Source organism: Anabaena sp. CCY 9402-a, from assembly GCF_963920945.1.
Taxonomy (GTDB): Bacteria; Cyanobacteriota; Cyanobacteriia; order Cyanobacteriales; family Nostocaceae; genus Trichormus; species Trichormus minutissimus.
In genome coordinates, this window is record NZ_CAWUDL010000086.1 from 1 (window position 1) to 25,464 (window position 25,464).

Genomic DNA, 25,464 nt, shown 5'->3' on the forward strand with positions numbered 1-25,464 from the left:
CGATTCACTCAGCCCTGCTGTGTTATCTTGCATTGCTTAGTCTAAACTCCAGAACAGAGCCGCAGCGCATAAAATCAAGTACATTTTGGCTTCAACATAACGCAGCTATCCACTTACATCTGCGATGTAAGTGGATAGCTGGCCGTTGGGACAATTTTTGTAACTCTATTTTAAATTCTTTTCTTAATCTCAGCAGTGCTTGAACTTTTTATTCTCCAAAAAGGCACAGAGTCAACAGCCTATGATCAGCCTACATCATCATGGGCAAACCTGTTAAAGAGAAAATCTAGAGCATAGTTACGCAGTTTGTAATATTGCGGATCTTCCATGATGCGGGCGCGATCGCGCGGACGAGAAAAAGGAATTTCCATGACTTCACCAATTTTGGCGTGTGGGCCGTTGGTCATCATCACTAATTTATCTGCTAAAAACAAGGCCTCATCAATGTCGTGGGTAATCATCAACACGGTACAGCGATTTTCGTTCCAAATTTTCAGCAGTTCTTCCTGTAACTCTTCTTTGGTAATCGCGTCTAATGCGCCGAAAGGTTCATCTAAAATTAAGACTTTGGGACGAATCGCCAAAGCGCGAGCAATGGAAACCCGTTGTCTCATACCGCCGGACATTTGGGTGGGTTTCTTTTCCATTGCATCACCTAATCCCACCATTGCTAGGTGTTCGCGGACGATTGACCGTTTTTCGGCTTCTATTTTGTTGGGGTAAACGGCGTTAACTGCTAGGTAGATGTTTTCAAAGGCTGTGCGCCAAGGTAATAAGGCATAGTTTTGAAAGACTACCATTCTATCGGGGCCTGGTTTGGTGATGGGTTGACCTTCTAGTAAGACTTGTCCGGTGGTGGGAATGTTAAAGCCTGACACCATATTCAGCAAGGTGGATTTACCACAGCCGGAGTGACCGATGACGCAAATGAATTCACCTTTTTCTACGTTGAGGTTTACGCCATCAAGGACGGTGAAGGGGCCTTTTTTGGTGGGGTAGACTTTGGTAACGTCTTTGATTTCTAAGAATGGTGTGGAGTTAATGTTGGGGAAAGAGGGGGATCTAAGGGTTGTGCTACGGTTTTGCATGGTGATTTGAGGGGGGGATTTTTAACGCAAAGGTTAGGGAGGGAAGCGCAGTGAAAAGTTCTGGAGGAGGGTTTCCCTCCGTAGGAAACTTTTCAAGAGAGAGGTACGCGGAGAATGAGGATAAGCAGGGGAGTTTTGATTGCTTGTAGATGAGGTTCTGATACTCATGAACGGAGTTCAAAGGCTCGTTTTTGATTTAAGCTACTCTTCTAGTGGGTGAGTCTAGGATGACTTCGGCTACGGAAACATCACGTTTAATTTCTAAGCTGTTGAGGTAGGCAATAGGATCATCAGCGTTAAAGGGTGTACCATCAAATAATTGAATGGGTTGGCGGGTGTAGCTGATATCTAAACCTAGTTCTCTGGCGGCGGTGCTGAATACGCGGACGCTGCAAACTCTTTCGACGATTTCTACCCAGTTTCTAGGGAAGGGAGTGTCACCCCAACGGGCTAATTGACTCATAATCCACATTTGTTCGGTGCGACTGGGGCGATTAATTGCTGACTCGGAGTAAAATTGATGGTGAGCATACTGGCGTAGTGGATGGTCTACATCACAGGTAACACCGTTAGGGTCTTCTAGTTGGATGTACTCTAAATCGGTGCTAACGTAATCTCTACTTGCTAAAATTTGTCTAATTTCTTCCGCATTTTTGGGGTTAGCACAATACTGGCAGGCTTCGAGTAAGGCTTTGGTTAAGGCAATATAGGTATTAGGATATTTCTCTGCCCAATCTTCCCGCACACCGAGAACTTTACCGGGATGTCCTAACCAAACTTCTAAGTCTGTGGCTATGGTAAAGCCTACACCTTCCTCGGCGGCGCGGTAGTTCCAAGGTTCACCGACACAGTAACCGTCAATGGTGGCGGCTTGTAAGTCAGCTACCATTTGGGCGGGAGGGATGGTTTTCATGTCTACATCTAAGTCGGGGTCAATTCCCCCAGCCGCTAACCAGTAACGTAGGAGTAAGTTGTGCATAGATGCTGGATGCACTACGCCCATGATGTGGCGTTGTTCGCGGGTACGCAGTAGGTAATCTTTGAAGTCAGATAAGGTACGTACACCTTGGTCATAGAAGCGTTTAGCTAAGGTGATGGCGTTACCGTTGCGAGTCATGGTGAGGGAGGTGACAACGGGGAGGGGTTTATTATTATGTCCTCCGAGTGTTAACCACATGGGCATCCCAGAAGGCATTTGTGCTGCATCAATATAACCGCCAGCCATACCATCAACAATACCGCGCCAGCTACTTTCCCGGATGAGGTTAACTTCATCTAAGCCGTGTTTGGTGAAGAAACCTTTTTCTTTGGCTACTGCTAAGGGGGCGCAGGCGGTGAGGGGTAAAAAGCCAATTTCTAGGTTAACTTTTTCTAACCCATGCCTAGCCACATCGGCTATTTTACGGGCGCGGATTTTCTTCACCCGTTTTTGCTGGTTGAGGAAGTAAATCATCTCACTCCGTAAGCTGTAGTAGCTGGGATGTTCTACTACTTCCATGCGTTTGCGGGGGCGGGGGATATCAACTTCGAGGATGTCACCAATTTTCGATTCTGGCCCGTTGGTGAGCATGACAATTCTGTCAGACAACAGCACTGCTTCATCTACGTCATGAGTTACCATCACGGCGGTAACTTGATTTTCTTCGCAGATTTGCATTAACTGTTCTTGTAAGTTACCCCGTGTCAGGGCATCGAGTGCGCCGAAGGGTTCATCTAATAGTAATAGTTTAGGACGAATCGCTAGAGCGCGAGCGATCGCAACTCGTTGTTTTTGTCCCCCCGATAACATCCCCGGCTGTTTATCTGCATGGGGACGCAAACCCACCATATCAATATGTTTTTCAACAATCGCCTTCCGTTCAGCTGCCGGCATTCCCCGCATGACTGAATCTACAGCCAGAGTAATATTTTCTCGTACCGTCCGCCAAGGCAACAAAGAATAATTTTGGAATACCACCATCCTATCTGGCCCGGGTTTGGTAATTCTTTGTCCTTCCAGAGTCACAATACCTTCTGTGGGTAAATCCAAACCAGCAATCATATTTAATAAAGTCGATTTACCGCAACCGGAGTGACCAATTAAAGAAACAAATTCACCTTTTTTAATTTGTAGATCAATTCCTTTCAAGGCGATATATTGACCACCGCCAGTCAGGTTAAATACTTTGTCAATTTGGTCAACAGCAACGAATGTAGGCATAGTAGCTTTAAAATTGGTAATTTAATCAAAAAATTGGCAAGGAACGATAGAGCAAACAGTAGGCAGAATTTCACCAATTACGAATTACGTTAGCGTAGCGGGACGAAGTCCATTACGAATTATGAATTAATAATAGCTGCCTGATTTACGGTATTCGAGGGCTGTTAGTCCTTCGTTTTCTAGGACTTCACCGCTATCCACTACTGCATAAATTAACCATCTGTCACCGCATTTAATTTGATTTTGAACTGTGCATTCTAAATAGGACAATGCTTCGGTGAGAATGAGAGAACCATTAACGGCGGTTTTAGTAGAAAGATTGATAAATGGGTTATCTCCTAAAGTGCTTTGCCGGGAAAAATAGCGGCGGACATTTCTACCTTCTTTGAGAATATTCAGCACAAATTTATCGCCGGAATGACACATTAAATCTGCATTTTGTTCATCAGCGATCGCAATCATGATGCCTGGAGGGTTAAAGGTGGCTTGAGATACCCAAGAAGTTAAAACGCCTTTGTGGGTGTCTTCATCATGAGTTGTGACAACACACAAAGAACCAATAATCCGCCCTACTGCTTGTTCGGTACGATCTACATGGGTTTCTGTCACAACTTGGCGGGTAGTCCGCAATTTTTTAGTTTTCTTCAAGTTTTGGGCAAAGGTTGCACCGGCTTGTTGACATTGTTGAAGAACTTCCGATGTAGGGGTGAAGCGGACGCGAATTGATTCAAATCCTAAACGATAATTGGCATCTTTGAGTTTGTTTTCTACTAAGTCAATGGCTTCTCCACTCCAGCCGTAAGAACCAAACACTGCGGCTAATTTGGTTTTCGCTGCTGTGGCTAGAATTATTCCTAAAGCAGTTTGAATTTGAGTAGGCGCATGGCCGCCTAAAGTGGGTGAGCCAATTATAAATCCGTCGCTTGCTTCGACAATGCGGGTAATTTCGGCGGTATCTGCTAGTTCACAGTTGATAGATTCGACATTAACGCCATTTTCAATTAAACCTTGAGCGATCGCATTCGCCAAAACTGCTGTATTTCCATAAGCAGAAGCATAAAGCAACGCTACACTTAATTCTTGAGATTTTTGCCCTTGACACCATTGGCGGTAATCATAATTAAATCGGCTGAGGCTGTAACGCACAACTGGCCCATGAGCCGGGGCGTAAGATTTGGCGGGGAAAGCCGAGAACTTTTCTAAAGCAACTTCAACTTGTTTGGCTTGGGGTGCATGGAGACACTCAAAATAGTAACGACGTTCCGCGTCTAAAGTTTTCCAGTCTTCATCAAATAAGGTATCTTCGCAAATATGTGCGCCAAATAATTTATCTGTATAGAGAATCTTGGTGGCACAATCATATGTACACAATCCATCAGCCCAACGGGGAGTCGGTACGCGGACAAATGTAAGATGATGTCCCTGTCCTAAATCTAGAGTATCTTCAGAGCGCACAGCTTGAATGCGTGATTCCCACTCAGGAAAAGCTGCTTTGAGTGCATTAGCCCCAGGGCGAGAACAAATTAAGGTGACTTGTGGAACTTGAGAGAGCAACACTTGCAAAGTAGCTCTACGGTTCGGGTTGACATGACCGAGAACAATGTAATCTAGGGTGGTGAAATCTAGATGTTGCCCTAGTTCCTGGAGGTAAATTTCCGTAAAAGATTCACCAGGGGGATCAATTAAAGCTTTTTTATCAGCTTGGATGAGATAAGAATTGGCTGTAGTTCCCTTTTGGCGGGAATACTCAACCTCAAATTTTAGTCTCTCCCAAGTCCGCGATCGCAAAATTAATGTATTCTTACCAATTTCAGCTACCTGAACATCTCTTTGACGATTGGTTGTTACAGTATTAGCAGACATAGTAACCTCTCTTGATATGGGAATTGACAGGAGGTAGGAGTTTTTGAATTTTGATTTTTAATGGTTGTTGGTTTCTATTAATTCCGATTTGATTCGACTCTGATAGCGTTTTGATATTGCTTGTTCTGGATCAATGCCTTCAAAGGTGGGGGGTAGCCAGACGCGCAGAATTAGTAAGACTCCTAGAACTAATAAGAAGGCACAAGTCGCTAAAACCTGAGTCCAATTGGTTTCTAGAACACCTTTAACAATCACTTCTCGTAAGGCAGAAACAATGGCAACTTCAACAGCTACCCCAATAGATACTCGATGTTCCTGTAGGTAGATAATCAGCAGTCGGAATAACTCAACTAAGATTAGTAAAAAAAGAATATCGGCGGTGACAGCATGAAAATTTAGCGGCGGAAGTAAGGAGAGAAACATATCTCTCACCTGAAGTAACATGAAGCTAAATAAACCAATACACAGACAAATCACTATCACGTCTTGGATAAATTCCAAGGTTCGCACGACGCGTCCCCGATTGATTTCATACATAGGGGTTGAGTTATCTTCAGCAGGATTGTACATGGCTGTTGTGAGGAGATTAGGGAAGGGGGCTAATTAATTCAAAATTCAAAATTCAAAATTCAAAATTAGAGAACTCTGCGCATGGGGTAGGGAGACAAGGGGGACAAGGAGGCTGGGAAGAATAACAATTCACAAATTAGTAATGATTACCAACTTTGCGGTGATGGACGGCGGTTAGTGCATTTACCTCGGCAACTCGTCCAGTTTGAACGGTGCTATAAATCACCCAATGATCTCCACAATCCATGCGGCTGGTGATTTCACATTCCATGTAAGCTAGAGCTTCAGCTAAAATAGGCGATTCATTGGTAGCAGCCGGATATGTTTTGACTCCAGCAAAGCGATCTGCACCGGGAGCAAAACGCTTGAGGAAATGTTTCATTAATCCTTGATATCTGCCTTCTTCCAAGACGTTTAACACAAAGCGATCGCCTACGTGCATTAAGGATTCGATGGCTCTATCTTTGGCAACTGCGATCGCTACTCCCAAGGGGTTAAGACTTGCTTGTGTCACCCAAGAAGCCAGCATTGCACTTTGAACGTCTCCTTTTTTGGCGGTGATAATATACAATCCTGTGCTAATCCGCCCTAGGGATTTTTCGATTTCGCTATTGAGAGATTTGATTTGTTTGATTGTGCGATCGCGATTTAACCATTGCCCTAGATCCGTTCCTGCTTCATCACATAATTGCTCTATGACTTTGGTGGGAATTTCCTTAACTAAAATAGGGGGAAAAGCTGCAATTAATCCTAGTTCTTGAAACTTATTGCGTAAGGGGTAAACGGGTTCATCTTCTCCTCCTCCCGACTCTAATAAACCAATTGCTTGTTTATTGTGAGCAGCAGCCAAGATAGTGTTTAAGGCTGCTTGTGCTACAGATGAAGATTGGGGAGGCATTGCAATCACTAAACCAGCCGCTTGTGCAACTAATTCTCTGATTTCTTGGGGTTCGGCATCATTGAGAGCTACTAATTCTATTGCCACACCTGTTTTTGCACTACCGGAGGCGATCGCTCTTACTAAACTCTCACTATAACCGTAATCTTCAACGTAAAATAAAGCTACTAATGTCTCTGTTTTAGCTTGCTCTAAACTCCAATTTTGATAACGTTCAATCCATTCAGAAGTAGAGTATTTTAGTAAAGGCCCGTGACCTGTTGCAATTGTTCCTATTTCTAACTTTTCAATCCGCTTTAAAGCTGCCAATACAGACCGCGCATTTGGCCCCATAAGGCAGTCATAATAATATGCAAAATCTTCTTCGATTGCAGTGAAATTCTCATCATAAGTGTGATCATCACAGTAGTGCATTCCAAACACATCACAGGTGTAAAGAATGCTAGTTTTATGGTCATAAGTGAAGATTGTATCAGGCCAATGTAAGTTAGGCGCAGAAATAAATTCTAACTCGTGACCATTGCCCAAATCTAGGCGTTCTCCACTTTTTACCAGCATTGATTTAAAGGGCTGGTGAACCATATCTTCTAAAAATTTTATAGCTACTTTAGCCCCAACAACAGTAATATCAGGAGCTAATTGCAAAATATCTTTAACTAAGCCACTATGATCTGGTTCAGTGTGGCTAATAATCAAATAATCAACCTGATTTATGTCGATTAATCCTGTAATTATTTCCAGATATAACTGCTCAAACTTGCGGTGAGAAGTATCAACTAAAGCAACTTTGTCACCCTGAATTAAGAAAGAATTATAAGTCGTGCCATTCCTTAAACCAAACTCAATATCAAAACGTTCTCTATCCCAATCTAGACAACGAATAGCAGTTGTTTGAGGGGCAATTTCCACAGTTTCAATTGTCAATCTTCCAGAGTTGGGGTTAACTTGATTAAGTTGTGTGAGTGCGACCATTAGTTTTATCCAAAAATATATTATGTAGAGCGAGTTTTCTTATCTCTTATGTTTACCTGAAAAAAAAAATTAGTAAAATGCCAATTCCTGAAGCGATTGATTAGTAAATTTTATTGTTTATGGAATTGAATAATCATTGTGATATATCAATGTTTATCATTAGTTTCCTACCCATGAAAAATTTAAATTGTGGCAATAAGTTTCATAAACATGACTAATAACGGATAATGTGATACTCAGCATCAACAGTTAACGGTTAACCGTTAACCATCAATTAGGGACTTCCAGATAAAAAAATATCCAAACTGTAGGGTGCGTCAGCATGAATAATTTCTGAGTATAGTTCGGTTCTATCGCACTGACGCACCCTACCCAACTGCGAATTGCGAATTGGTATTACTTCTGTTCTGTCGGTAAAATCAGGTTTTGAATCCAAGCCATGAGTTTATCTAGTAACAAACCCACTACACCGATGTAAACTAGTGCCAAAATAATTTCGCTGATGTAGTTATTCTGATAGGCATCCCAGATAAAGAAACCAATACCGACAATTCCTGACATGACAATTTCTGCGGCGATAATTGCTAACCAAGCTAAACCGATCGCAATTCTCAACCCAGTAAAAATGTAGGGTAAAGCCGCAGGAATGAGAATATTAAGGAAATAGTCTTTTTTAGACAGTTGCAGCACTTTAGCAACATTGTTATAGTCTTGGGGAATTTCTTTGACACCTACAGCCGTGTTAATGAGAATCGGCCAAATTGCGGTAATAAAGATGACAAACAAGGCGGCGGGTTCGTTTTGTCTTAAAGCTGCTAAGGAAATCGGCACCCAAGCTAAAGGCGGTACAGTTCGCAATAACTGAAACAGAGGATCTAAAGCTTTAGACATGGTTTTATTCACACCAATCGCAATGCCTAAAGCAATACCAATCACGGCAGCTAAAGAGTAACCAATAGCTACCCGTTGCAGACTAGCCCAAATCTGCCAAAATAATCCTTTATCAATGCCACCTCTATCATAAAAGGGATACAAAATCAAAATCCAAGTATCTTGTATAACCTTAATAGGCCCTGGTAATGTCGCGCCAGGAGTCCAAGAAAACAGTTGCCAGATAGCGAGAAAAATTGCGATCGCCAAAATCGGCGGAACAAGTTCAGGAAATTGTTTTTGCAGACGAGATAGGAAGCTGTTCTCAAACTTTGGGTTAGCAGCTCTTCTTTGTGCTATGGTCATGATTTTTAATGTTCCTCAGATGACAAATGAAAAGGGGTGTAGAGGTGTAAATTCTACTCAATACCCAGATGAGATGAATCGCGTCTCTAGAAAGCTATTGATTAAACACTGACTTTTTTGATTTGCAAACTTTTGAGGTATGCTTCGGGGTTTTCGGGGTCGAATTTTGCACCATCAAAAAACTCTTCTACACCACGAGATGTATTTGTCGGAATATCACCAACCGCAATTCCTGCTTCTTTCGCTGCTTCTTTCCAAATATCTTCGCGGTTGACTTTATCGATTAATGCTCTAGCTTTGGCAGCATTATTTACAATGTAATCTTTAGGCAAGAATCCCCAACGCACGCTTTCGGTAATGAACCACAAATCATGACTCTTATAAGGATAAGAAACGCTACCTTTTTCATCTTTCCAATACAAAGCTGCCATTGATCTGTCATCAATTTTGCGACCTTCACCCATGTCATATTTACCCATGAATGGGTCGATTAAAACATCAACCGGCACATTAAAATAAGCTCTTTGTGACAAAATATTAGCCATTTCTTGGCGGTTATCAAAGTTGTCGCACCACTGTTGAGCTTCCATGATGCCTTTTAATAAAGCTTTGGTGGCTTTGGGATGTTGATCAACCCAATCTGCTCTCATAGCAAGATATTCTTCGGGGTGATTCTTCCAAATTTCTGCTGTCAGTGCAGCCATATAGCCAATTTTGTCTTTAACGATGCGGAAAGGCCAGGGGTCGCCGGTACTGAAAGCATCCATTGTTCCTGTCTTCATGTTGGCGACGGTTTGCGCTGATGGAACGGTGAGCAATTTTACGTCTGCATCGGGGTCAATACCTCCGGCTGCTAACCAGTAACGAATCCAGAAATCTTGGTTAACGGCTGGGTAGGTTTGGGCGGCTGTGAAGGGCGTGGGGGAGGCTTTGAGTTTGGAGAATACAGCCTTAGCTCTCGCTAATTCTAAGCCGATACCGCTACCTTGGTGTTTATTGGCGATCGCAATCCCATTTCCATGTGTGATTAACTGACATAATACATACATGGGAATTGGCTTATTACCCTTGGTAATTAAACCTTCCGTAATTAAATGAGGCATAGGCATTTGCCATTGACCACCATCAATCCCACCACCAGCCGAACCAATTTCTACGTTATCTCTAGCTGCACCCCAAGAAGCTTGTTTGGCTAGCTCAACATTGGTCATACCATACTTCGCAAAAAAGCCTTTTTCTTGAGCAATAATTAAAGGCGCAGCTTCCACAATCGGCACATATCCTAAATTGACTTTAGTTACTTCTGGAGCTTGTTCTGGGCTAATATTTGCTGCTGCTTGAGCAGTTGGTACAGATTGGGTATTCCCTCCTGTGTTAGCTTCTGGCGGATTACCTAAACACCCTTTTAAAAACACAGCACTGGCTGATGCTCCGGCTGTGAAGATAAATTTGCGGCGAGTAACTTGATTAAAAAATTCTGACATAAAAATTTCTTCCCAGTGAATTTTTATTTTTGTGTATGCAAGAACTAATGCAAGTAAAGCTTAATGTTTCTTGCAGCCTTCATGATATTTTTTACCGTGCTTAGTTAGTTGATAATAACTACTTATGTACAGCAAAATTAAGATGGATGACTCTTGATGATTTGATGGCTGTTTTGTGTTTTTGCTATTGCACTTATTCAGGTATTGGAATCAGTGTACAGGTATTAATGCCAAAGTGGTTTACTTTAGACAGACACGTATTAAATAAATATTTAATTAAATGTATAAGTAAAAATTTATCTTTGAGTAAAAAAGCCACATTAGAGTTTAATGTATTGGCATTTATAAATGATTACGATTGAATGGCCAAATCAATACAGTGTTAGACGTAGTAGCAAATGGCTCTTTATTTACTTGGGCGTGGATGGAATTATTTCAAGGCGTTAACTATTTTCGCAGATCACTAGGTCTTATTGTATTGATTGGTATTATCACATCAACACACAGTTGCCGCCGGACTGCGCTGACTTTAATGAACAATGCCAGAATTCCCTTGCGTGTCATCCAAGAAATTAGTGGACACCGAAATTTGGAGCAACTGCAAAACTACCGTATACACTAGCTGCGCTAATTCTTAGTTCACTCAGCACTGAGGTTGATAAATTTTTGTAGTTTTGCCATCGCAGCTTGTAGATACTGGATTTTCATTGCTGTTTTTTATACAAATATTTGTACTCGTATTATCTCGTAGCTTTTTCCAGAAATCAAAGATAATTTATACAGGAATCCCATATATAGCAGTCAAAGCCAAAAATTATAGAAGATTTACGTAGTTCAATTTTTAGAAAAATACTTTAATAGAAACAAAAAATACTGAGATAATTACCATATTAAATATAAAAAAACCGTAGATTAACCAATTTACAAGCCAGAGACAGAATTAATAAGATAGTTGAAGCTAATTTATATGACTAGCTAAATTGATGAGTAACTCATAAGCTAGATAATCAGCAAAAAGGAGAAGTATTTATCAACTCATGAAATATTAAATCAATGAACAGTTATCACAGTTTTAATCGGGGATTTGACCCCACTGAAACACCCCAATTGTATTGTTAAAGGACTCTGAATCCCAACGGACAGCTATTCTTTAATTGTGCTAATAACTGTTGATAATCCTATCTATTCAATTCACATTTTGAATTGAATAAATGTTGAACAAGATGGGCGAACAATAAGAGAAAATATTTACCGCAGTTTACTTCTCTTCTAAGGGAGAGCTTGTATCCACGGGAAATCACATTGCATTTGCTAGACCCTTTTATCTGAGAGTGGTATACCAACTAGATAAACAAGTTGGTTATTTATCCATTGTCTATCTTTAGGAGTATTAAAATGAAATCAATTCTTGAGTTGATCGAAAAAAAGAATCAGGAATATGCCCAGTTGCCGTTCTTTCAGTATATGGAAGACGAGACAATTGACCCCCGGCAGAGGTTAGCATTTGCACCTGTAATTACTCCACTGGCAATGGAGTTCAGTGAGTTGTGCAAAAGAGTTCTCAGAGATGAGCCAACGACCAATTACATTCAAGATATGGTCAACGTGCATACCCACGAAGAGCATTTCCATTGGCAATGGTTATTGGAAGACATGGAAAAGATGGGCATTGACTATCCTATGCGGTTTAGCGATGCGGTGCGATTCATTTGGAGTGAGCATACTAAGGTTTCCCGTTCCATGTTTCCTCTGTTCGAGCGGTATACTCATGGAGCGCATCCGATTATCAAATTAGTTGCCATAGAAGTCTCTGAAGTGACAGCAAATGTCTTTTTCCGTTCAACTATGTCTGCGGCACTACAACTGCAAGAACTAGTTGAAGCAGAGTTCCGTTATTTCGGAATGCGGCACAACCACATAGAAAATACTCACACTCTCCATACTCCTGCTTCTCTGCAAGTAATGGCAGAGATTGAAGTGCCAGAGGAGATTTATCAGCAAATACTAGAATTTATTGATGTAGCGTTTGAGTATTTTACCGACTTGATCAATGAGTTTCATGCTTATATTACAACTCATTCCTGTCAAGAACCCTTTGCTAGAGTTTATCAGTCAGAGCGATCGCTAAATCCTGTCTAAGCTATCTCTGCATTTTTTCATAGATTATGCGATGGAGGAGGGGGATTTTGCTCTCTCCTCTATTTACTGTTCACTGATTTAACCGTAATTACTACTGCATAAACAGCATTACGTTCTTCCTGAATTGGTTGAATTGCCCCATTACAGTCAGTGGCGCGACTCATCAATTTATATTGTCCTGGCGTTGATGGAGTCCATTGAAATGTGAATCTTTGCCAGGCATATTGCAACCGCGCTTCAACTTCGGCAGCTTGCCAAGTAATGCCGTCATCCGTACTAATATCAACTGACTGGATGCCATTGAATGCCCAAGCCCAGCCCCAAAGTGTTTGAGGTTGAAGATTTAATACCTCATTTTGGTGGGGATAAACAATTACAGACTCCGGTGCAACTTCCCAAACGGGTTTTAAAGTTGCAGTATCCTCTCCCACTCGATCATTATAGAAGGTAGTTGTAAAAATTCCTGGCGATCGCCTATCTGTGACATAAATATGCGAGAGCCATTTCACCGAGTTAGTGCCATAGTAACCTGGAACAACAAGCCGTAGAGGGAAACCCCTCTCTGCCGATAAAGGTTTTCCGTTTAGCTTATACGCCAGTAGCACATCATTATCTAATGCTTTTTCGATAGGAATATCCTTAATATAGGCATCACTCGCAACTCCCTCATAAACACCGTGATCAAGCCCTACAAACCAGACATAATGTGCTTGATGTTTAACTTGCAATCGATGAATAATTTTGCCTAGAGAAACGCCTCCCCATGTAACATTAGTGATAAGTCTTGTCGGAATTTTTGGTTGGAGTGGGTTACCGGAACATTGGTGAAAAACGGTTAACTCACGATACTCTAGATTCAGCAAATTCTCATATGAAAATTCAATATTTTGCTCTATTAATCCCGAAATTTTTAACCTCCATTGAGCAATATCAATATTGGGAATTCCCAAATGACTGAGGACAAATAGATGGTTTTCAGGAGTAATGAAAGACTCAAGATCATGAACACATAATGGAAACTTTGCAATCATTCCCACATGACTCATGCTCTTTTTCTGGAAAAAATCATCTGACTCATTCATTTTAGCAATAAGTAAGGTTAATGGTATTATATTCGAGTTGGATAAGTTACCAAAATTATTTTTTCAAGCCAAGTAAGACTTTTTATCGCTTTTTCTTCCCTTGTTTCCTAATCTTATTGCTTGATTTTAGGGGGTCGTTTTTCGTTTTCTTTAGACCTCCTGAAAGATTACTATTAAATTTACCTAGTAAGTTTAATAGGGATCTCAATCCAAAACTCTGTACCCATGCCAACTTCTGAGACACAATCTATAGTCCCACCGTGTTTTTCAACAACAATCTGGTAGCTGATAGCTAGTCCTAATCCTGTACCCTTACCTACTGATTTAGTAGTAAAAAATGGGTCAAAAATCCGGTTTTTCAATTCTTGATTCATACCTAGCCCATTATCTGCGATGCGAATCAACAAACGGGAATTATCTAGAGATATTTGAGTCGAAATACAAATTTCTGGTTTAATCGATTTATTTTCTAACTCCTGTTCTTCTAGAGCATCAATGGCATTAGATATAATATTCATAAAGACTTGATTCATCTTTCCGGCGTAGCATTCTACTAATGGTAAATCGCCATAGTCTTTGATGACTTTAATCCCAGAGAAATCAGGATTCGCTTTGAGACGATGCTGCAAAATCAATAAAGTATTATTTATACCTTCATGGATATTAACTAACTTATTTTCAGATTCATCTAGCCGGGAAAAATTGCGTAATGATAAAACTATAGACCGGATACGCTCTGCACCTACCTGCATAGAAGAGATAATTTTAGGCAAGTCTTCTATAACAAAATCTAAATCTATGCCTTCTAGTGCTTGAGAAATTTCATTATGGGGTTGAGGATAGTAACTTTGATAGAGTGCTAAAAGTTCTAATAATTGTTGAGTATATTCATTAGCATGGCAGAGGTTGCCGTGAATAAAGTTGACAGGGTTGTTAATTTCATGGGCTATACCTGCTACTAATTGTCCCAAACTAGACATTTTTTCATTTTGAATCAGTTTTGTTTGAGTTTCTTGTAATTGTATCAAAGTCTTTTCTAACTGTGCCGCTTGAGCTTTCGCTGCATTTCCGGCTAGACACCTTTGTTCGTAAAGTTCTGCTTGATAAATAGCGATCGCAGCTTGATCTGCTAACTGTTGTAATAAATCTATTTCTGCCTCTTGCCAATCTCTAGGCGCATCACATTGATGAGCAATGAGTAATCCCCAAAGTTTTTGCCCCATATTAATGGGAACAATTAAGTTAGCTTGTACTTGCAAACTCTGCAAAAAATCTTGATGACAAGCACTCAAAGAAGCAGTGGCAATATTATTAATTGCTCTGACCCTACCTCGACCATAAAGATGGGTATACTCTTCAGGTAAGCACCCTAACAGCATTTTGCATCCTAAAACTGAATCCCAATCACCATTTAGTTCTTCAACAATTACCTCACCATTAAATTCACTCAAAATTTGATAAATCAAGAGTCGATCTGAATTGAGTAGGGAACGGACTTGCTCAACAATAGTTTGTAGGGTGGTATCTAAATCTAAGCTACGGCGGATTTGTTCGGTAACTTGTTTAATTACCTTGGTAATTAAGAATGATTTCTCCAATTCGGCAGTTTGCTCTTTAACCCGACATTCTAAGTCCATGTTAAGTGTTTGTAGCTGTTGATTTGTATTTTGCTGTTGAATAGCAACCGCAAAATCAGCAGCCAAGCTTTGTCCTAGAGAAATTTCTGCTGCACTCCATTGCGGTGCTTGACCTTTTTTTTGCTCACACCACATCTCAAAAGAAATCTGCGGTAGTCGTTGGCGTTGATTATGTTCGCATCGTCCAGCCCATAAAACTTGTGTGTCCCATTCTGGGCGAAAAATACTCATGACTCCGATCAACCGTTGGCGATAGTGTAGAGGCATCACCAACATTCCTCGAATCGGAGTAGACTGAAACGCAAAAGCTAAAATCTGTAAATGTGTTTCTTTGTAAAGGTCAGAAATAGCCCAAACATCACCCGGTTGGGATTTATTTATCCAATATTGCCACACGGGATGCTGTTCAATCACACTGTTGGCTGATTCGGAAATGAGACTGGGTTGTTCACCCCAGATATATAGTTTCTGAGTTTTACTAATATAAAGTCTGCCACCTGTGCCACCTAAAATATTGATAGTTGCTTCTAGGGCTGACTGCAATTCTATGTGTGGTTGCTGATGTAAAAGTGTATTGACGTGGTTAATAATGGCTTCTCGTCGTTTTTGGGTGCGAGTTTCCGCCAAGAGGTTGCTTTGAGCGATCGCGATCGCGACTTGATCAGTAATTTGCTGAACTAATTTCAGTTCCCGCTTTAAAATAGTGCGTGGTTGACTGTGGTGTGATACCAACAATCCCCATAATTCTGGCTGTGCAGTTGGTTTTTGCAGGTCAGATAATAAAATTGGTACAACTAAAGAAGACTGCACACCCATCGCCTGTAAGTATTGTATATGGCATGAATCTACTCGGCGATAGTAGATATTTTGATTTAACTGAGTTTGTGTTTGGTCTTGTGATTGTAATGACGATAGCCCAATTGTGCCACTAACCACATCAACAATTGAGCGTTGTTTTGCTAAGAGAAACATTCGTCTCGCCTCTTGGGGGATATCACCTGCGGGAAAATGTAACCCCAATAAAGATGGTAAACGTTGTTCATGAAGAGATTCAGCAATGACTTTGCCGTTACCATCAGGATCAAACTGATACAACATTACCCGATCTGTAGCTAAAAACTCCCGAATTTCGACAACTGTAGCGGTTAGTATTTCTTGTAGTTCTAGCGATCGCCTAATCCGGTTAGTGATCCGATATAGTAAATTCTCTTGCTCGAAATTAAGCGAAAAATTATTTAACTTATCAGTAAATTGCATTACTCAGTGTACCTAACAAGATAAAATTTTTGGCCTCATCTTACCCAACATGAAACTAAAATATTTTTACCCTGAGTTGACTAATGATAGAAAGGTAAAAATTTCAATAATAATTCATCTGATTTTATCTTGTTGATCCGGTTATGAATCCAGTAAAAATATCTAAATAATACAACTTAAATGTTTTTATATTTACCAAAATATTCGCCAAAAATAGAGGTTGTCTAGTTTTTGCCTAACAGCCTCACAAAAGAGCTTTCTTGACTGTGCTAATTTTAGATGGAAAAAAAGCTGCGTTAGACAGGTTTTTCGGCTTGTAGCAAGTGACGTTCCTAGGTTGGAAAACCTGCCTACAGAACTTTTGTCTACGACACGCTACGCGAACGCAAAATCTAAAATCCAAAATTAGTTGACTGTTAGGCAAAACATCAAGCCCTATTTTTAAAGGAAAGGAAAGTATAAAATTTTTCTCCAGAGTTAGGTCATAAAATTAACCTTTTTCTCCCAAATAATCACCAGATAATACTGTTAATATTTGTAGCTGGCGGAGGTCTTCACGTACACTCATCAAAACTTTACCGAGATGATTTTGACCAGTGTTATCTGCACCACAACCCCAAAAATAATCAGTCGGTGAATTTTCTACTAAAACTTCATTCCCCGTACTCAAAAGAATCTCTCGAATATCACTATGGGTAAGAAACTTTTTCAAGACGGCTTCTCGCATAACTTGAGTTTTGACTAAATCCCAATCTAAGCGTAGTCTGCGGCTACTACATCGACCCAAAGCAGCAGCGTCTTCTGGGGTTTTGGCTGCACGAATCACGGGGATAATGACGGCATCGACACTACCAACAAACTTTTGTGCTTGATAGAAATGCTCTACCGTTGACCAGTAACTACCGTAAATTTCAATACCGTGAGGAGAAAAGTTAGAAAAACAGCCGAAAGGTTGCCAAGCTTTATAAAAGTAAATGGTCATTTGAAAATTTTTTTATCAATCTATCAATTTCACTTTAGACCAACAACTGATGAAAAGTGCTGAGTTGGTCAAATTGAGAATTGGTGCGATTTGCGGCTGTTGTTCTTATGGCAACATAGGATCGCTTGAGTTCATCCATTGCTTGGTTGTTAAAGTCATGGCGATCGCAATATCTATACTAACAGGGTGAAAACTACGCAAGCGATCGCTAACCCCATCCTGTAGAAATGCGATATATCGCGTTTTAGCACCGGCTAAACGCCGCGCTACCGCTAACAGCATTCAGTAGAGAGAGGTAAGATTTTTAAGATTTTATGTGGCAACCTGATCTTTTTAACCGTAAAATCGAAGACAAGGTAAAGTTCAGTAGAACGGCAGCCTTAATTTATCATTCAGTTAAAAAATCAGGGATTAAAAGCCATCAATACATATCAAATGGTAGATCGGATCAACGATATCGCTTGGCAAGCCCATCAAGGTAGCGTTGCAGCGATTATTCAACTATTAAACGACAACCTCACAAAGTCGGGTGTGAGAATCCGGGCTGTTTTTGCCAATGGTGTCTTACAACTGTTGTGTGAGGCTGCTAAAGTAGAGCTACTTGAGCAATCTAGCTTAGTAGGACAAATCCAGCAAATTCTTGAATCTATTGCACCGCGTAATATTCGCCGGGTAAATATCAATAGTCGTATTGTTCGGGAACAGCAATTATTGTGGTTGACAGAAATTGAGCGCGAAAATCAATTACTCTGGTCACAGGAAATTACTCTAGCTCAACCAAATGTTGTCCAGCAATTAATTCAAGATTTTCAAGCATCTCAAGAACTAGGTCAACATAATTTACCTGAGTTATCACCCCTAACTTACAAAGATAAACCCAGAAAATTACCTAAATTTAAATGGCAATCAGCATTAGCTTTCTGCTTATTGCTATCCCTAGGTTGGGTGATTTATAACCAATTTGGCGCACAACTGAAAAACTTAGTGCAGCTAGAAAATAGGAGGATCTCTGCTACAGCTAATACTAGCCAGACAAAATCAGCAGCAAGCGATAAAGCTGAAGATTCCTTTGCCGCCGCCGTGCGAATTGCTAATCAAGCTTCTGCTGCTGGTAAAACAGCTACAACTTCAACGCAATGGTTGGAACTAGCTGCTATGTGGCAAAGAGCTTCTGATTTAATGGCAGCAGTACCACCAGAATACAGTCGCTATCAAGAAGCGAAAATACGTACACAACTGTATAGAAAATATAGTGAGACAGCGCAACAAGAAGCAGCAAAGAGTAAGTTATAAATTACCCAAACTGCATGATTTTCTTAATTAATGTAAATAACTGTTACTGCAAATAATTTAAGTAACACAGGATATTTTTGTATGTAAAAAGCCTATATACTTAAGTGGAGTTGCTTTTTAGACAGAACTATTAAATATAAAAGTTTATCTATGAGTTATGTTACTTGTAGTAGAGGACACCAAACCACTGCCGGATCTAACTTTTGTTCCACTTGTGGTGAATCATTACAAAACTCCAGTCATAATTTAGATCCTACCTTAATTGGTATTCAACCGGGAACTAGATTCCGCGATCGCTACATATTTCGGGAACTACTAGGTCAAGGAGGATTTGGTAGAACTTATATTGCAGAAGATACCGGTCGTTTTAGTGAAAAAGTAGCCATTAAAGAGTTTATTCCTTCTGTGCAGGGAACTGGCGCACTTAATAAAGCAGTAGAGTTGTTTCAGAGGGAAGCTGTCACCCTCTATCAACTACAGCATCCTCAAATACCGAGATTTTGGGAAGCTTTTCAAGAAAATTCCCGATTATTTTTAGTGGAAGACTTTATTGAAGGACGCACCTATGAATCATTATTGAATGAACGCCTCAGACAAGGGGGACGCTTCAGTGAAGCAGAAATCATGAAACTTTTTCAGGATTTGCTTCCTGTCTTAAGCTACCTGCACTCCCAAGGCGTGATTCACAGAGATATCTCTCCCGATAATATTATTCTCAGCACCAAAACAGGACTCCCAGTATTAATTGACATGGGTGCTGTTAAACAAGTAACAGTTAATGTTGCAACTAATTTACAAACAACACCAACCCCTAGAGGTACTAGTATTGGGAAGGTGGGTTATGCACCTGACGAGCAAATCAGGTTGGGAATCGTAGCTCCAAATAGCGATTTATATGCTTTAGCTGTGACAGCTATTGTTTTGATGACTGGTAAACAGCCTCAACAATTATTGGATCAATATACATTAACTTGGAAATGGGATAGGGAAATAACTGTCAGTTCCCTCATGAGTCAAGCATTAAATCGGATGTTAGCTCCAAGAGGTGATCATCGTTTCCAGTCTGCTGATGAAGTTCTATTATTTTTGGGACTGAGACAGGCAAATTCAGGTTATTCAGCACCTAATTATTCTGGAAATCCTCCAGCCAATTATCAAAATCAAGGTTACTCAACACCTAATTATTCGGGAAATCCTCCACCTAATTATCAAAATCAAGGTTACTCAACACCTAATTATTCGGGAAATTCTCCACCTAATTATCAAAATCCAGATTATTCAACGCCTACCTATTCTGGTAACTCTACACCTGCTCCAGCTAATAATTCAGGGTGTGGGCGTATTTTTGACGAATCTATTCCTGTTCCACAAGAAATTAAAGGTTGGAATTGGGGAGCTTTTTTGATGGGAGTTTTTTGGAGTATTGGTAACAAAGTTTGGATAGGTCTTTTATGCTTCATACCCTATTTAGGCTTTGTAATGCTAATTGTCCTAGGAATTAAGGGTAATGAATGGGCATGGAAAAGCCGTAGATGGGCTAGTATTGAAGCTTTTAAAGCTAATCAAAGGACATGGGCAATTGTGGGTCTATGTTTGACAGCTTTCTTTTTTATTATACTTTTTTTGATTGCTTTAAGTGAAAGTTAATTTCCTTTTCTTCATTGCTAATATCTCTGATTTGTTTACTACAAAGTTTTATTCGGCTGTACTAGCTCAATAAAGCTCTTCAATAGATTTCAGAGGGAGATAGAGTTTCATCGAATCTTGCTTAAATTGTCGAAAGCCATATTTTATATAAAAACTCAAAGCTTCCTCGTCTAAAGCCTCTGCTATCACAGCCAACGATGCTACTTGTGTAGAGACATCTAGCGACTTTTTGAGAGCATCTACCAACATGAGTTCACCAAATCGCTTTCCTTTTTGTCTATGATCAACAGCAAGACGACCCAGTAGCGTAGCTGGTAATCGTGGGTAACGAGGCAGGTGTTTAGCAAAACTTTCATCCAAAACTGTAATGTCAATAGTGTATGAAGAAAGTGTGTAATATGCCAAAATATTAAGCTCAGGCTCATCAATTAAGACAAATACGGTTGCGACTCGTCTTTTGAGATACTGAGATGCTTGCTTACGTATGTAATTGTCTAAACTATCTTTTCCGCAAGAGAAATCTGAGCGGATATGCTTACGAACGTTCAGTGGTTCAATTTTGAGAACCATTAGTCTTTCATTACTTGCTTATATCGTATAGCTGCTGCTCTTAGCGCATCATTAGGCTTTGGTGGGTTTAGTAGTGCATGGACGAAAGCTTCGCTATCCTCAAGACTGAGTTTGAGTATTTGATGTTTTTGAATAACTCGGAGAGCTTCTGCTTGAACACTTGAAATAATAAAATCAGTTAGAGTACGTCCCTCTAGATCGGCTGCTTTCTGCAAAAGGGCTTTAGTTTCTGGGCTGACACGAGCCTCTAGCCGCGCGATCGCTTTTCCATGAGTTGCATCAGCCATATCAGTACAAGATAATTTTAGATGGGCTTTTAACTCTAATTCTATACGGCAATTTGCCGTATGTAAACACTGATAAGCGTAAGTCCTATTCATATCTTCAGCAGGGATATTTCCATGTAGAAGGTTTAACGGTGAAGGCCATCAAACGCAGACGGACTCAATTAAAGACAAAAACTGTTGCCCGCGTTCCGTGCGCTGAATTGTTAGCGGGCTATCAGCTATACTAGCTAGTAATCGCTTCTATACTATAAGAGAACAGGTTACTATAAGAGAACAGGTTGAACTATCAGGGTTGCAAACTCGGAATCCCAGGAATAATCCCATAATTCAATATACTCAGCACTAGGTAGTTTTTGCCCCATCACATCTCTTCTCATTTCCCACCAACGATTAGTCAGCCATTTGCTTATAGAAGATTCTCTGTAAAATTTATTCTTCCTTCCGTATCCAAATTCTCTTAATGACTTCAATATTTCTCTGATTTCACTTTTAAAGAGTAATACTTCTTCCTGCAAAATCCCAGTAATCGAAAAAAGCTCTCGAACAAAAGTACCTTTTCTAAAATACTCAGCTATTGCTTCAGGCTGTTCAATCAAGCCAATAACTTTCTGCTTTATCTTATCTAACTGCTGCTGTTTCTCTAAAAGAATTCTTTCTTTAGCTTTTTCTTGCTCTCGTCGCTCTTTCCAAGAAGTGTAAGTCTTATAGGAAAAATAAGCAAGACCACTGACAACTAACACTCCTGCTCCAATTGCAATCACCGTTCCTGCTGGAGTTGCAAGAAACTTTATGGCATTTGTGCCAGTAGCTTGTAAACTGCTAATGAAACCTGCCGATAAACTTCCAATCGCGGTAAAAGCAGAAGAAATAGCTTGAACGCACATTTTATAGACATTTGCAAAAAAAGTATTTACTGCCTGTACCCCTAATACAAACTCATTAGCTAAATTATTTATGCCAGGACCTAATATACCCGTGTCCAGCATCTTCTCAAGATGAGGTTTAATATCATTGAGAAAATTGCTGAGGGTTTTAACGATTTCTTTGGTTTCTACCGTAATTATGATATTTGTGTTTGCGTCAAGCATAAAAACTTCGATAATCTTTCCTCATTAAGATATCAAAAATTTGCTACACCTACTCAAAATCAAGTTTTTAAAATTATTAAAAAAAGATTTAGATAGAAGTAGATGCAGTCACATCCAATCAATCTAAAAACTCATCTCTAACATCCGTTGAATTGGTCTTACTGCAGCAATGCGGATTTCTTCTGACATCGTGATTTCAGGAGTCCGGTTTTTCATCGCCCAATATAGTTTTTCTAAAGTATTCAACCGCATAAATGGACATTCGTTACAAGCACAGTTATTCTCTGGGGGAGCAGGGATAAAGTGCTTGTTAGGAGCTACTTTTTGCATTTGGTGAATGATACCTGGCTCTGTAGCCACGATAAATTCTTGGCTAGGGCTGGTTTGGCAATATTTGAGTAAAGCGGCTGTAGAGCCAATAAAACTGGCATGACGCAAGACGCTACTTTCACATTCTGGGTGTGCGATCGCCTCTGCTTCTGGATGAGTTATCTTTAATTGGACAATCTTCTTCTCAGAAAAGGTTTCATGCACTATACAGCTACCTTGCCATAACACCAAATCCCGCCCGGACTGTTCCATCACATACCGCCCCAAATTCCGGTCTGGGGCAAAAATAATCGGCTGTTCTTGGGGTATTTGCTGCACAATTTTCACAGCATTGGAACTGGTGCAGATAATATCACTCATTGCCTTAATTTCGGCAGAGCAGTTAATATAAGAAACTACCAAATGATTGGGATGCGCGGCTTTAAAAGCAGCAAATTCTGCTGGTGGACAACTATCAGCTAGAGAACAACCAGCATTCAAATCCGGTAACAGCACCAACTTGTCAGGATTGAGTATTTTGGCTGTCTCTGCCATAAAGTGAACCCCAGCAAAGACAATCACATCTGCATCTGTCTTTTCTGCGGCTCTAGCTAGTTGTAATGAATCGCCAATAAAGTCTGCAATATCTTGAATATCAGGCTCTTGATAATAATGCGCCAATATCACCGCGTTAAGTTCTTTTTTTAGACCTTCAATAGCGGCAAATAAATCTAGTGGTAGTCCACCTGGTTGAGTTTGTTCGCGTTGAGCTAAAGCAGTGGTAAACACAGTTAAGAGTTGCTTAAATTTGCAGGTTGTGATCTTGTGAATCAATTATAGTAGTTTTTACCAAAAATAGTAGGTGGGGTAATAGCCCTAATTTATATCCAAATTCGGCCGAGTTTCCTATATTGGAAATATACGGCAATGCAAGTGTAATTTTATGCCTATTGAAAATTTGAATGCGTGAACTAGCTTATCGAGTTCGGGCGAATAGAAAAAGCATAGTTAAGGGTACAAAGAGAGATAATAGTGAATGAGCATTAGTTGAGTATGAAAGCTAAGTATAAAACAATGCTTAAAATGGGGTGCTAAACACTGAAAGTAACATTTTTGAACATTGTTTGAGCATGAAAGTTATGTTAAGTGCTGGAAGTGTTGATTTTGTGGCATTTGTTGTACGGCAAGGAAAGTGGCATGACCAGTCAAAAATCTCAATCAATAACTACTCTCAAAATTGCTGTAGTGGGAGATGTTCACGACCAATGGGAAACAGAAGATAGCATTGCACTCAAGCATCTGGGTGTTGATTTAGTGCTATTTGTGGGGGATTTTGGTAACGAGTCGGTGGAAGTAGTAAGAGAGATCGCTTCCCTGGACATTCCCAAAGCAGCAGTTATGGGCAACCACGACGCTTGGTACACTGCGACAGAGTGGGGACGCAAGAAATGCCCTTATGATCGCACCAAAGAAGACTGGGTACAGGAACAACTCGATTTACTCGGTGTAGCTCATGTTGGTTACGGTAAGCTAGATTTCCCAGAGTGGAATTTAACTGTAGTAGGGGGTCGTCCTTTTAGTTGGGGTGGTCATGAATGGAGATTTGCTGACATCTGCAAAGACCGTTACGGTGTGACAAGTTTGGAAGAATCAGCAGAGAAAATCTTTGCGGCGGTAAAAAGTGCAGCCTGTGACACAATCATTTTTCTCGGTCATAACGGGCCGAGTGGATTAGGGCATCGCCCAGAAGACCCCTGTGGTAAAGATTGGCATCCTGTAGGCGGCGACTTTGGCGACCCCGATTTAGCTGAGGCGATTTCTCTAAGTATCACCATTGGTAAACAGATTTCCTTGGTGACATTTGGGCATATGCACCATACCTTACGACACACTAAGAAGGAACTGCGAAAAACAGTCTTTAGAAGCCCAGAGGGGATAATTTACTTAAATGCTGCCCGTGTACCCAGGATTGTAGAGAATGACGGCGAAAAACTACGGAATTTTTCCCTAGTGTCCCTAGAGGCGGGTGTAGTTACCAAAGCCGCCCTAGTTTGGGTTGGCAAAGATTTCCAAGTCGCATCAGAAGAAATTTTTTATGAGCGTTCACGTAGTTTATCGTAGATATTCGCCTTCAGTAGTACCATCTGCGTAGATGATAGGATATAGTATTATCTGTCAGCTTTATTGCCAACCTAAAAATGTAGGATTAGCAGTAGCTCGACAGGTTATTTGGAGAGGTGGCAGAGTGGTCGATTGCGTCCGACTTGAAATCGGATGAGGCTAAAACCTCCGGGAGTTCGAATCTCCCCCTCTCCGTTGATTTCTCGTTTTTATAAAAATCCACAGAGATTTTGCATCTACAATATATCCAAATGGATGCACAAGCAGTATTTGGTTAACCAGTGATGAAAAAAATCAACATCAAACAAGAAGCCCGGAAATTGATTGACAGATTACCAGAAAATTCCACATGGGATGATTTGATGTACCAAATTTACGTTAGACAAACTGTTGAAGCTGGACTAGCTGATAGCAAGGCTGGTAATCTAATTTCTGTACAAGAAGTGCGGAAAAATTTTGGACTGCCAGAGTGAAAGTTTACTGGACAACAACAGCCGTAGAAAATCTCTCAGCAATTTATGCTTATATTGCTCAAACGTCTCCCCAATATGCAACTAGGGTAGTTGACCGCATTACTAGGCGTTCTGAGCAGATTGTCAATTTCCTCATGTCAGGACGAACCGTACCAGAGTTTGAAACTGAACAAATCCGAGAAGTAATTGAAGGGTCATATAGAATTATATATTACTAGGACTTACGCATTGACAAAAAACATCATCTATAGAACCTAGGGATGCTAGA

The 25,464-nt window shown here is 40.4% G+C and carries 21 protein-coding genes, 1 tRNA gene and 1 pseudogene; 8 read left to right on the plus strand and 15 right to left on the minus strand.

Features of this window, described 5'->3' with window-relative positions:
* Positions 1–245: 245 nt before the first annotated feature.
* From ACM0OR_RS23840 to ACM0OR_RS23870, 7 genes are all read right to left on the minus strand, one after another.
* Entirely contained in the window at positions 246–1,088 is an 843-nt protein-coding gene (locus ACM0OR_RS23840; RefSeq protein ID WP_414579016.1) for a nitrate ABC transporter ATP-binding protein, read from the minus strand.
* 196 nt (positions 1,089–1,284) lie between these two features.
* Entirely contained in the window at positions 1,285–3,288 is a 2,004-nt protein-coding gene (locus tag ACM0OR_RS23845; RefSeq protein ID WP_414579017.1) for a nitrate ABC transporter ATP-binding protein, read from the minus strand.
* 126 nt (positions 3,289–3,414) lie between these two features.
* A complete protein-coding gene (locus ACM0OR_RS23850) occupies positions 3,415–5,151 on the minus strand; it encodes a diflavin flavoprotein (RefSeq protein ID WP_414579018.1) in 1,737 nt (578 codons plus the stop codon).
* Between the two features lie 57 nt (positions 5,152–5,208).
* Entirely contained in the window at positions 5,209–5,721 is a 513-nt protein-coding gene (locus ACM0OR_RS23855; protein ID WP_414579019.1) for a phosphate-starvation-inducible PsiE family protein, read from the minus strand.
* 136 nt (positions 5,722–5,857) lie between these two features.
* Positions 5,858–7,591 (minus strand): diflavin flavoprotein, encoded by a 1,734-nt coding sequence (locus ACM0OR_RS23860; protein ID WP_414579020.1) that lies wholly within the window; start codon positions 7,589–7,591, stop codon positions 5,858–5,860.
* Positions 7,592–7,987: 396 nt separating this feature from the next.
* Positions 7,988–8,827 carry a nitrate ABC transporter permease gene (ntrB, locus tag ACM0OR_RS23865; RefSeq protein WP_323266193.1) on the minus strand — a complete coding sequence of 280 codons (840 nt, stop codon included), beginning with the start codon at positions 8,825–8,827 and terminating at the stop codon, positions 7,988–7,990.
* Positions 8,828–8,928: 101 nt separating this feature from the next.
* Positions 8,929–10,311 carry a CmpA/NrtA family ABC transporter substrate-binding protein gene (locus ACM0OR_RS23870; RefSeq protein ID WP_414579021.1) on the minus strand — a complete coding sequence of 461 codons (1,383 nt, stop codon included), beginning with the start codon at positions 10,309–10,311 and terminating at the stop codon, positions 8,929–8,931.
* Between the two features lie 496 nt (positions 10,312–10,807).
* Here ACM0OR_RS23870 and ACM0OR_RS23875 point away from each other — a divergent pair.
* Both ACM0OR_RS23875 and ACM0OR_RS23880 read left to right on the plus strand, forming a co-directional pair.
* Positions 10,808–10,933, plus strand: a pseudogene (locus ACM0OR_RS23875) (tyrosine-type recombinase/integrase); the annotation flags it as partial.
* A gap of 773 nt (positions 10,934–11,706) precedes the next feature.
* Positions 11,707–12,450 (plus strand): hypothetical protein, encoded by a 744-nt coding sequence (locus ACM0OR_RS23880; protein ID WP_414579022.1) that lies wholly within the window; start codon positions 11,707–11,709, stop codon positions 12,448–12,450.
* Between the two features lie 59 nt (positions 12,451–12,509).
* Here ACM0OR_RS23880 and ACM0OR_RS23885 read toward each other — a convergent pair whose 3' ends face one another.
* From ACM0OR_RS23885 to ACM0OR_RS23900, 4 genes are all read right to left on the minus strand, one after another.
* Complete coding sequence (locus ACM0OR_RS23885; protein WP_414579023.1) at positions 12,510–13,532, minus strand: molybdopterin-dependent oxidoreductase; 1,023 nt, start codon at positions 13,530–13,532, stop codon at positions 12,510–12,512.
* Between the two features lie 179 nt (positions 13,533–13,711).
* Positions 13,712–16,426 (minus strand): GAF domain-containing protein, encoded by a 2,715-nt coding sequence (locus ACM0OR_RS23890; RefSeq protein ID WP_414579024.1) that lies wholly within the window; start codon positions 16,424–16,426, stop codon positions 13,712–13,714.
* 490 nt (positions 16,427–16,916) lie between these two features.
* A complete protein-coding gene (locus ACM0OR_RS23895) occupies positions 16,917–17,408 on the minus strand; it encodes an NADAR family protein (RefSeq protein WP_414579025.1) in 492 nt (163 codons plus the stop codon).
* Positions 17,409–17,513: 105 nt separating this feature from the next.
* Positions 17,514–17,690 carry a hypothetical protein gene (locus ACM0OR_RS23900; protein ID WP_414579026.1) on the minus strand — a complete coding sequence of 59 codons (177 nt, stop codon included), beginning with the start codon at positions 17,688–17,690 and terminating at the stop codon, positions 17,514–17,516.
* Positions 17,691–17,843: 153 nt separating this feature from the next.
* Here ACM0OR_RS23900 and ACM0OR_RS23905 point away from each other — a divergent pair, with 153 nt between their 5' ends.
* Positions 17,844–18,701, plus strand: a complete 858-nt coding sequence (locus tag ACM0OR_RS23905; RefSeq protein WP_323268970.1) for a hypothetical protein — start codon at positions 17,844–17,846, stop codon at positions 18,699–18,701.
* 150 nt (positions 18,702–18,851) lie between these two features.
* Entirely contained in the window at positions 18,852–20,348 is a 1,497-nt protein-coding gene (locus ACM0OR_RS23910) for a protein kinase domain-containing protein (RefSeq protein ID WP_414579027.1), read from the plus strand.
* Between the two features lie 66 nt (positions 20,349–20,414).
* Here the strand turns inward: ACM0OR_RS23910 and ACM0OR_RS23915 are convergent, their stop codons facing one another.
* The 4 genes from ACM0OR_RS23915 to nadA all read right to left on the minus strand — a co-directional run bounded on the left by ACM0OR_RS23915 (position 20,415) and on the right by nadA (position 23,391).
* Complete coding sequence (locus ACM0OR_RS23915; protein ID WP_414579028.1) at positions 20,415–20,918, minus strand: GNAT family N-acetyltransferase; 504 nt, start codon at positions 20,916–20,918, stop codon at positions 20,415–20,417.
* The gene (locus tag ACM0OR_RS23920) at positions 20,918–21,298 is read right to left on the minus strand and encodes a DUF1778 domain-containing protein (protein ID WP_414579029.1); all 381 of its coding nucleotides are present in this window, start codon (positions 21,296–21,298) and stop codon (positions 20,918–20,920) included. The genes ACM0OR_RS23915 and ACM0OR_RS23920 overlap by 1 nt, the downstream gene beginning before the upstream one ends.
* Positions 21,299–21,468: 170 nt before the next feature.
* On the minus strand, positions 21,469–22,293 hold the full coding sequence (locus ACM0OR_RS23925; protein WP_414579030.1) for a hypothetical protein: 825 nt from the start codon (positions 22,291–22,293) through the stop codon (positions 21,469–21,471).
* 123 nt (positions 22,294–22,416) lie between these two features.
* A complete protein-coding gene (gene nadA, locus ACM0OR_RS23930) occupies positions 22,417–23,391 on the minus strand; it encodes a quinolinate synthase NadA (RefSeq protein WP_414579031.1) in 975 nt (324 codons plus the stop codon).
* A 408-nt stretch (positions 23,392–23,799) separates the two neighbouring features.
* On the opposite strand from nadA, the gene ACM0OR_RS23935 reads away from it, so the two are divergent.
* From ACM0OR_RS23935 to ACM0OR_RS23950, 4 genes are all read left to right on the plus strand, one after another.
* Positions 23,800–24,723, plus strand: coding sequence for a TIGR04168 family protein (locus ACM0OR_RS23935; RefSeq protein ID WP_414579032.1), 924 nt, complete (start codon positions 23,800–23,802; stop codon positions 24,721–24,723).
* A 110-nt stretch (positions 24,724–24,833) separates the two neighbouring features.
* Positions 24,834–24,918 (plus strand) — tRNA-Ser (locus ACM0OR_RS23940).
* A gap of 89 nt (positions 24,919–25,007) precedes the next feature.
* Entirely contained in the window at positions 25,008–25,196 is a 189-nt protein-coding gene (locus ACM0OR_RS23945) for a hypothetical protein (protein WP_414579033.1), read from the plus strand.
* On the plus strand, positions 25,193–25,414 hold the full coding sequence (locus tag ACM0OR_RS23950; RefSeq protein WP_414579034.1) for a type II toxin-antitoxin system RelE/ParE family toxin: 222 nt from the start codon (positions 25,193–25,195) through the stop codon (positions 25,412–25,414). The genes ACM0OR_RS23945 and ACM0OR_RS23950 overlap by 4 nt, the downstream gene beginning before the upstream one ends.
* Positions 25,415–25,464: the final 50 nt, after the last annotated feature.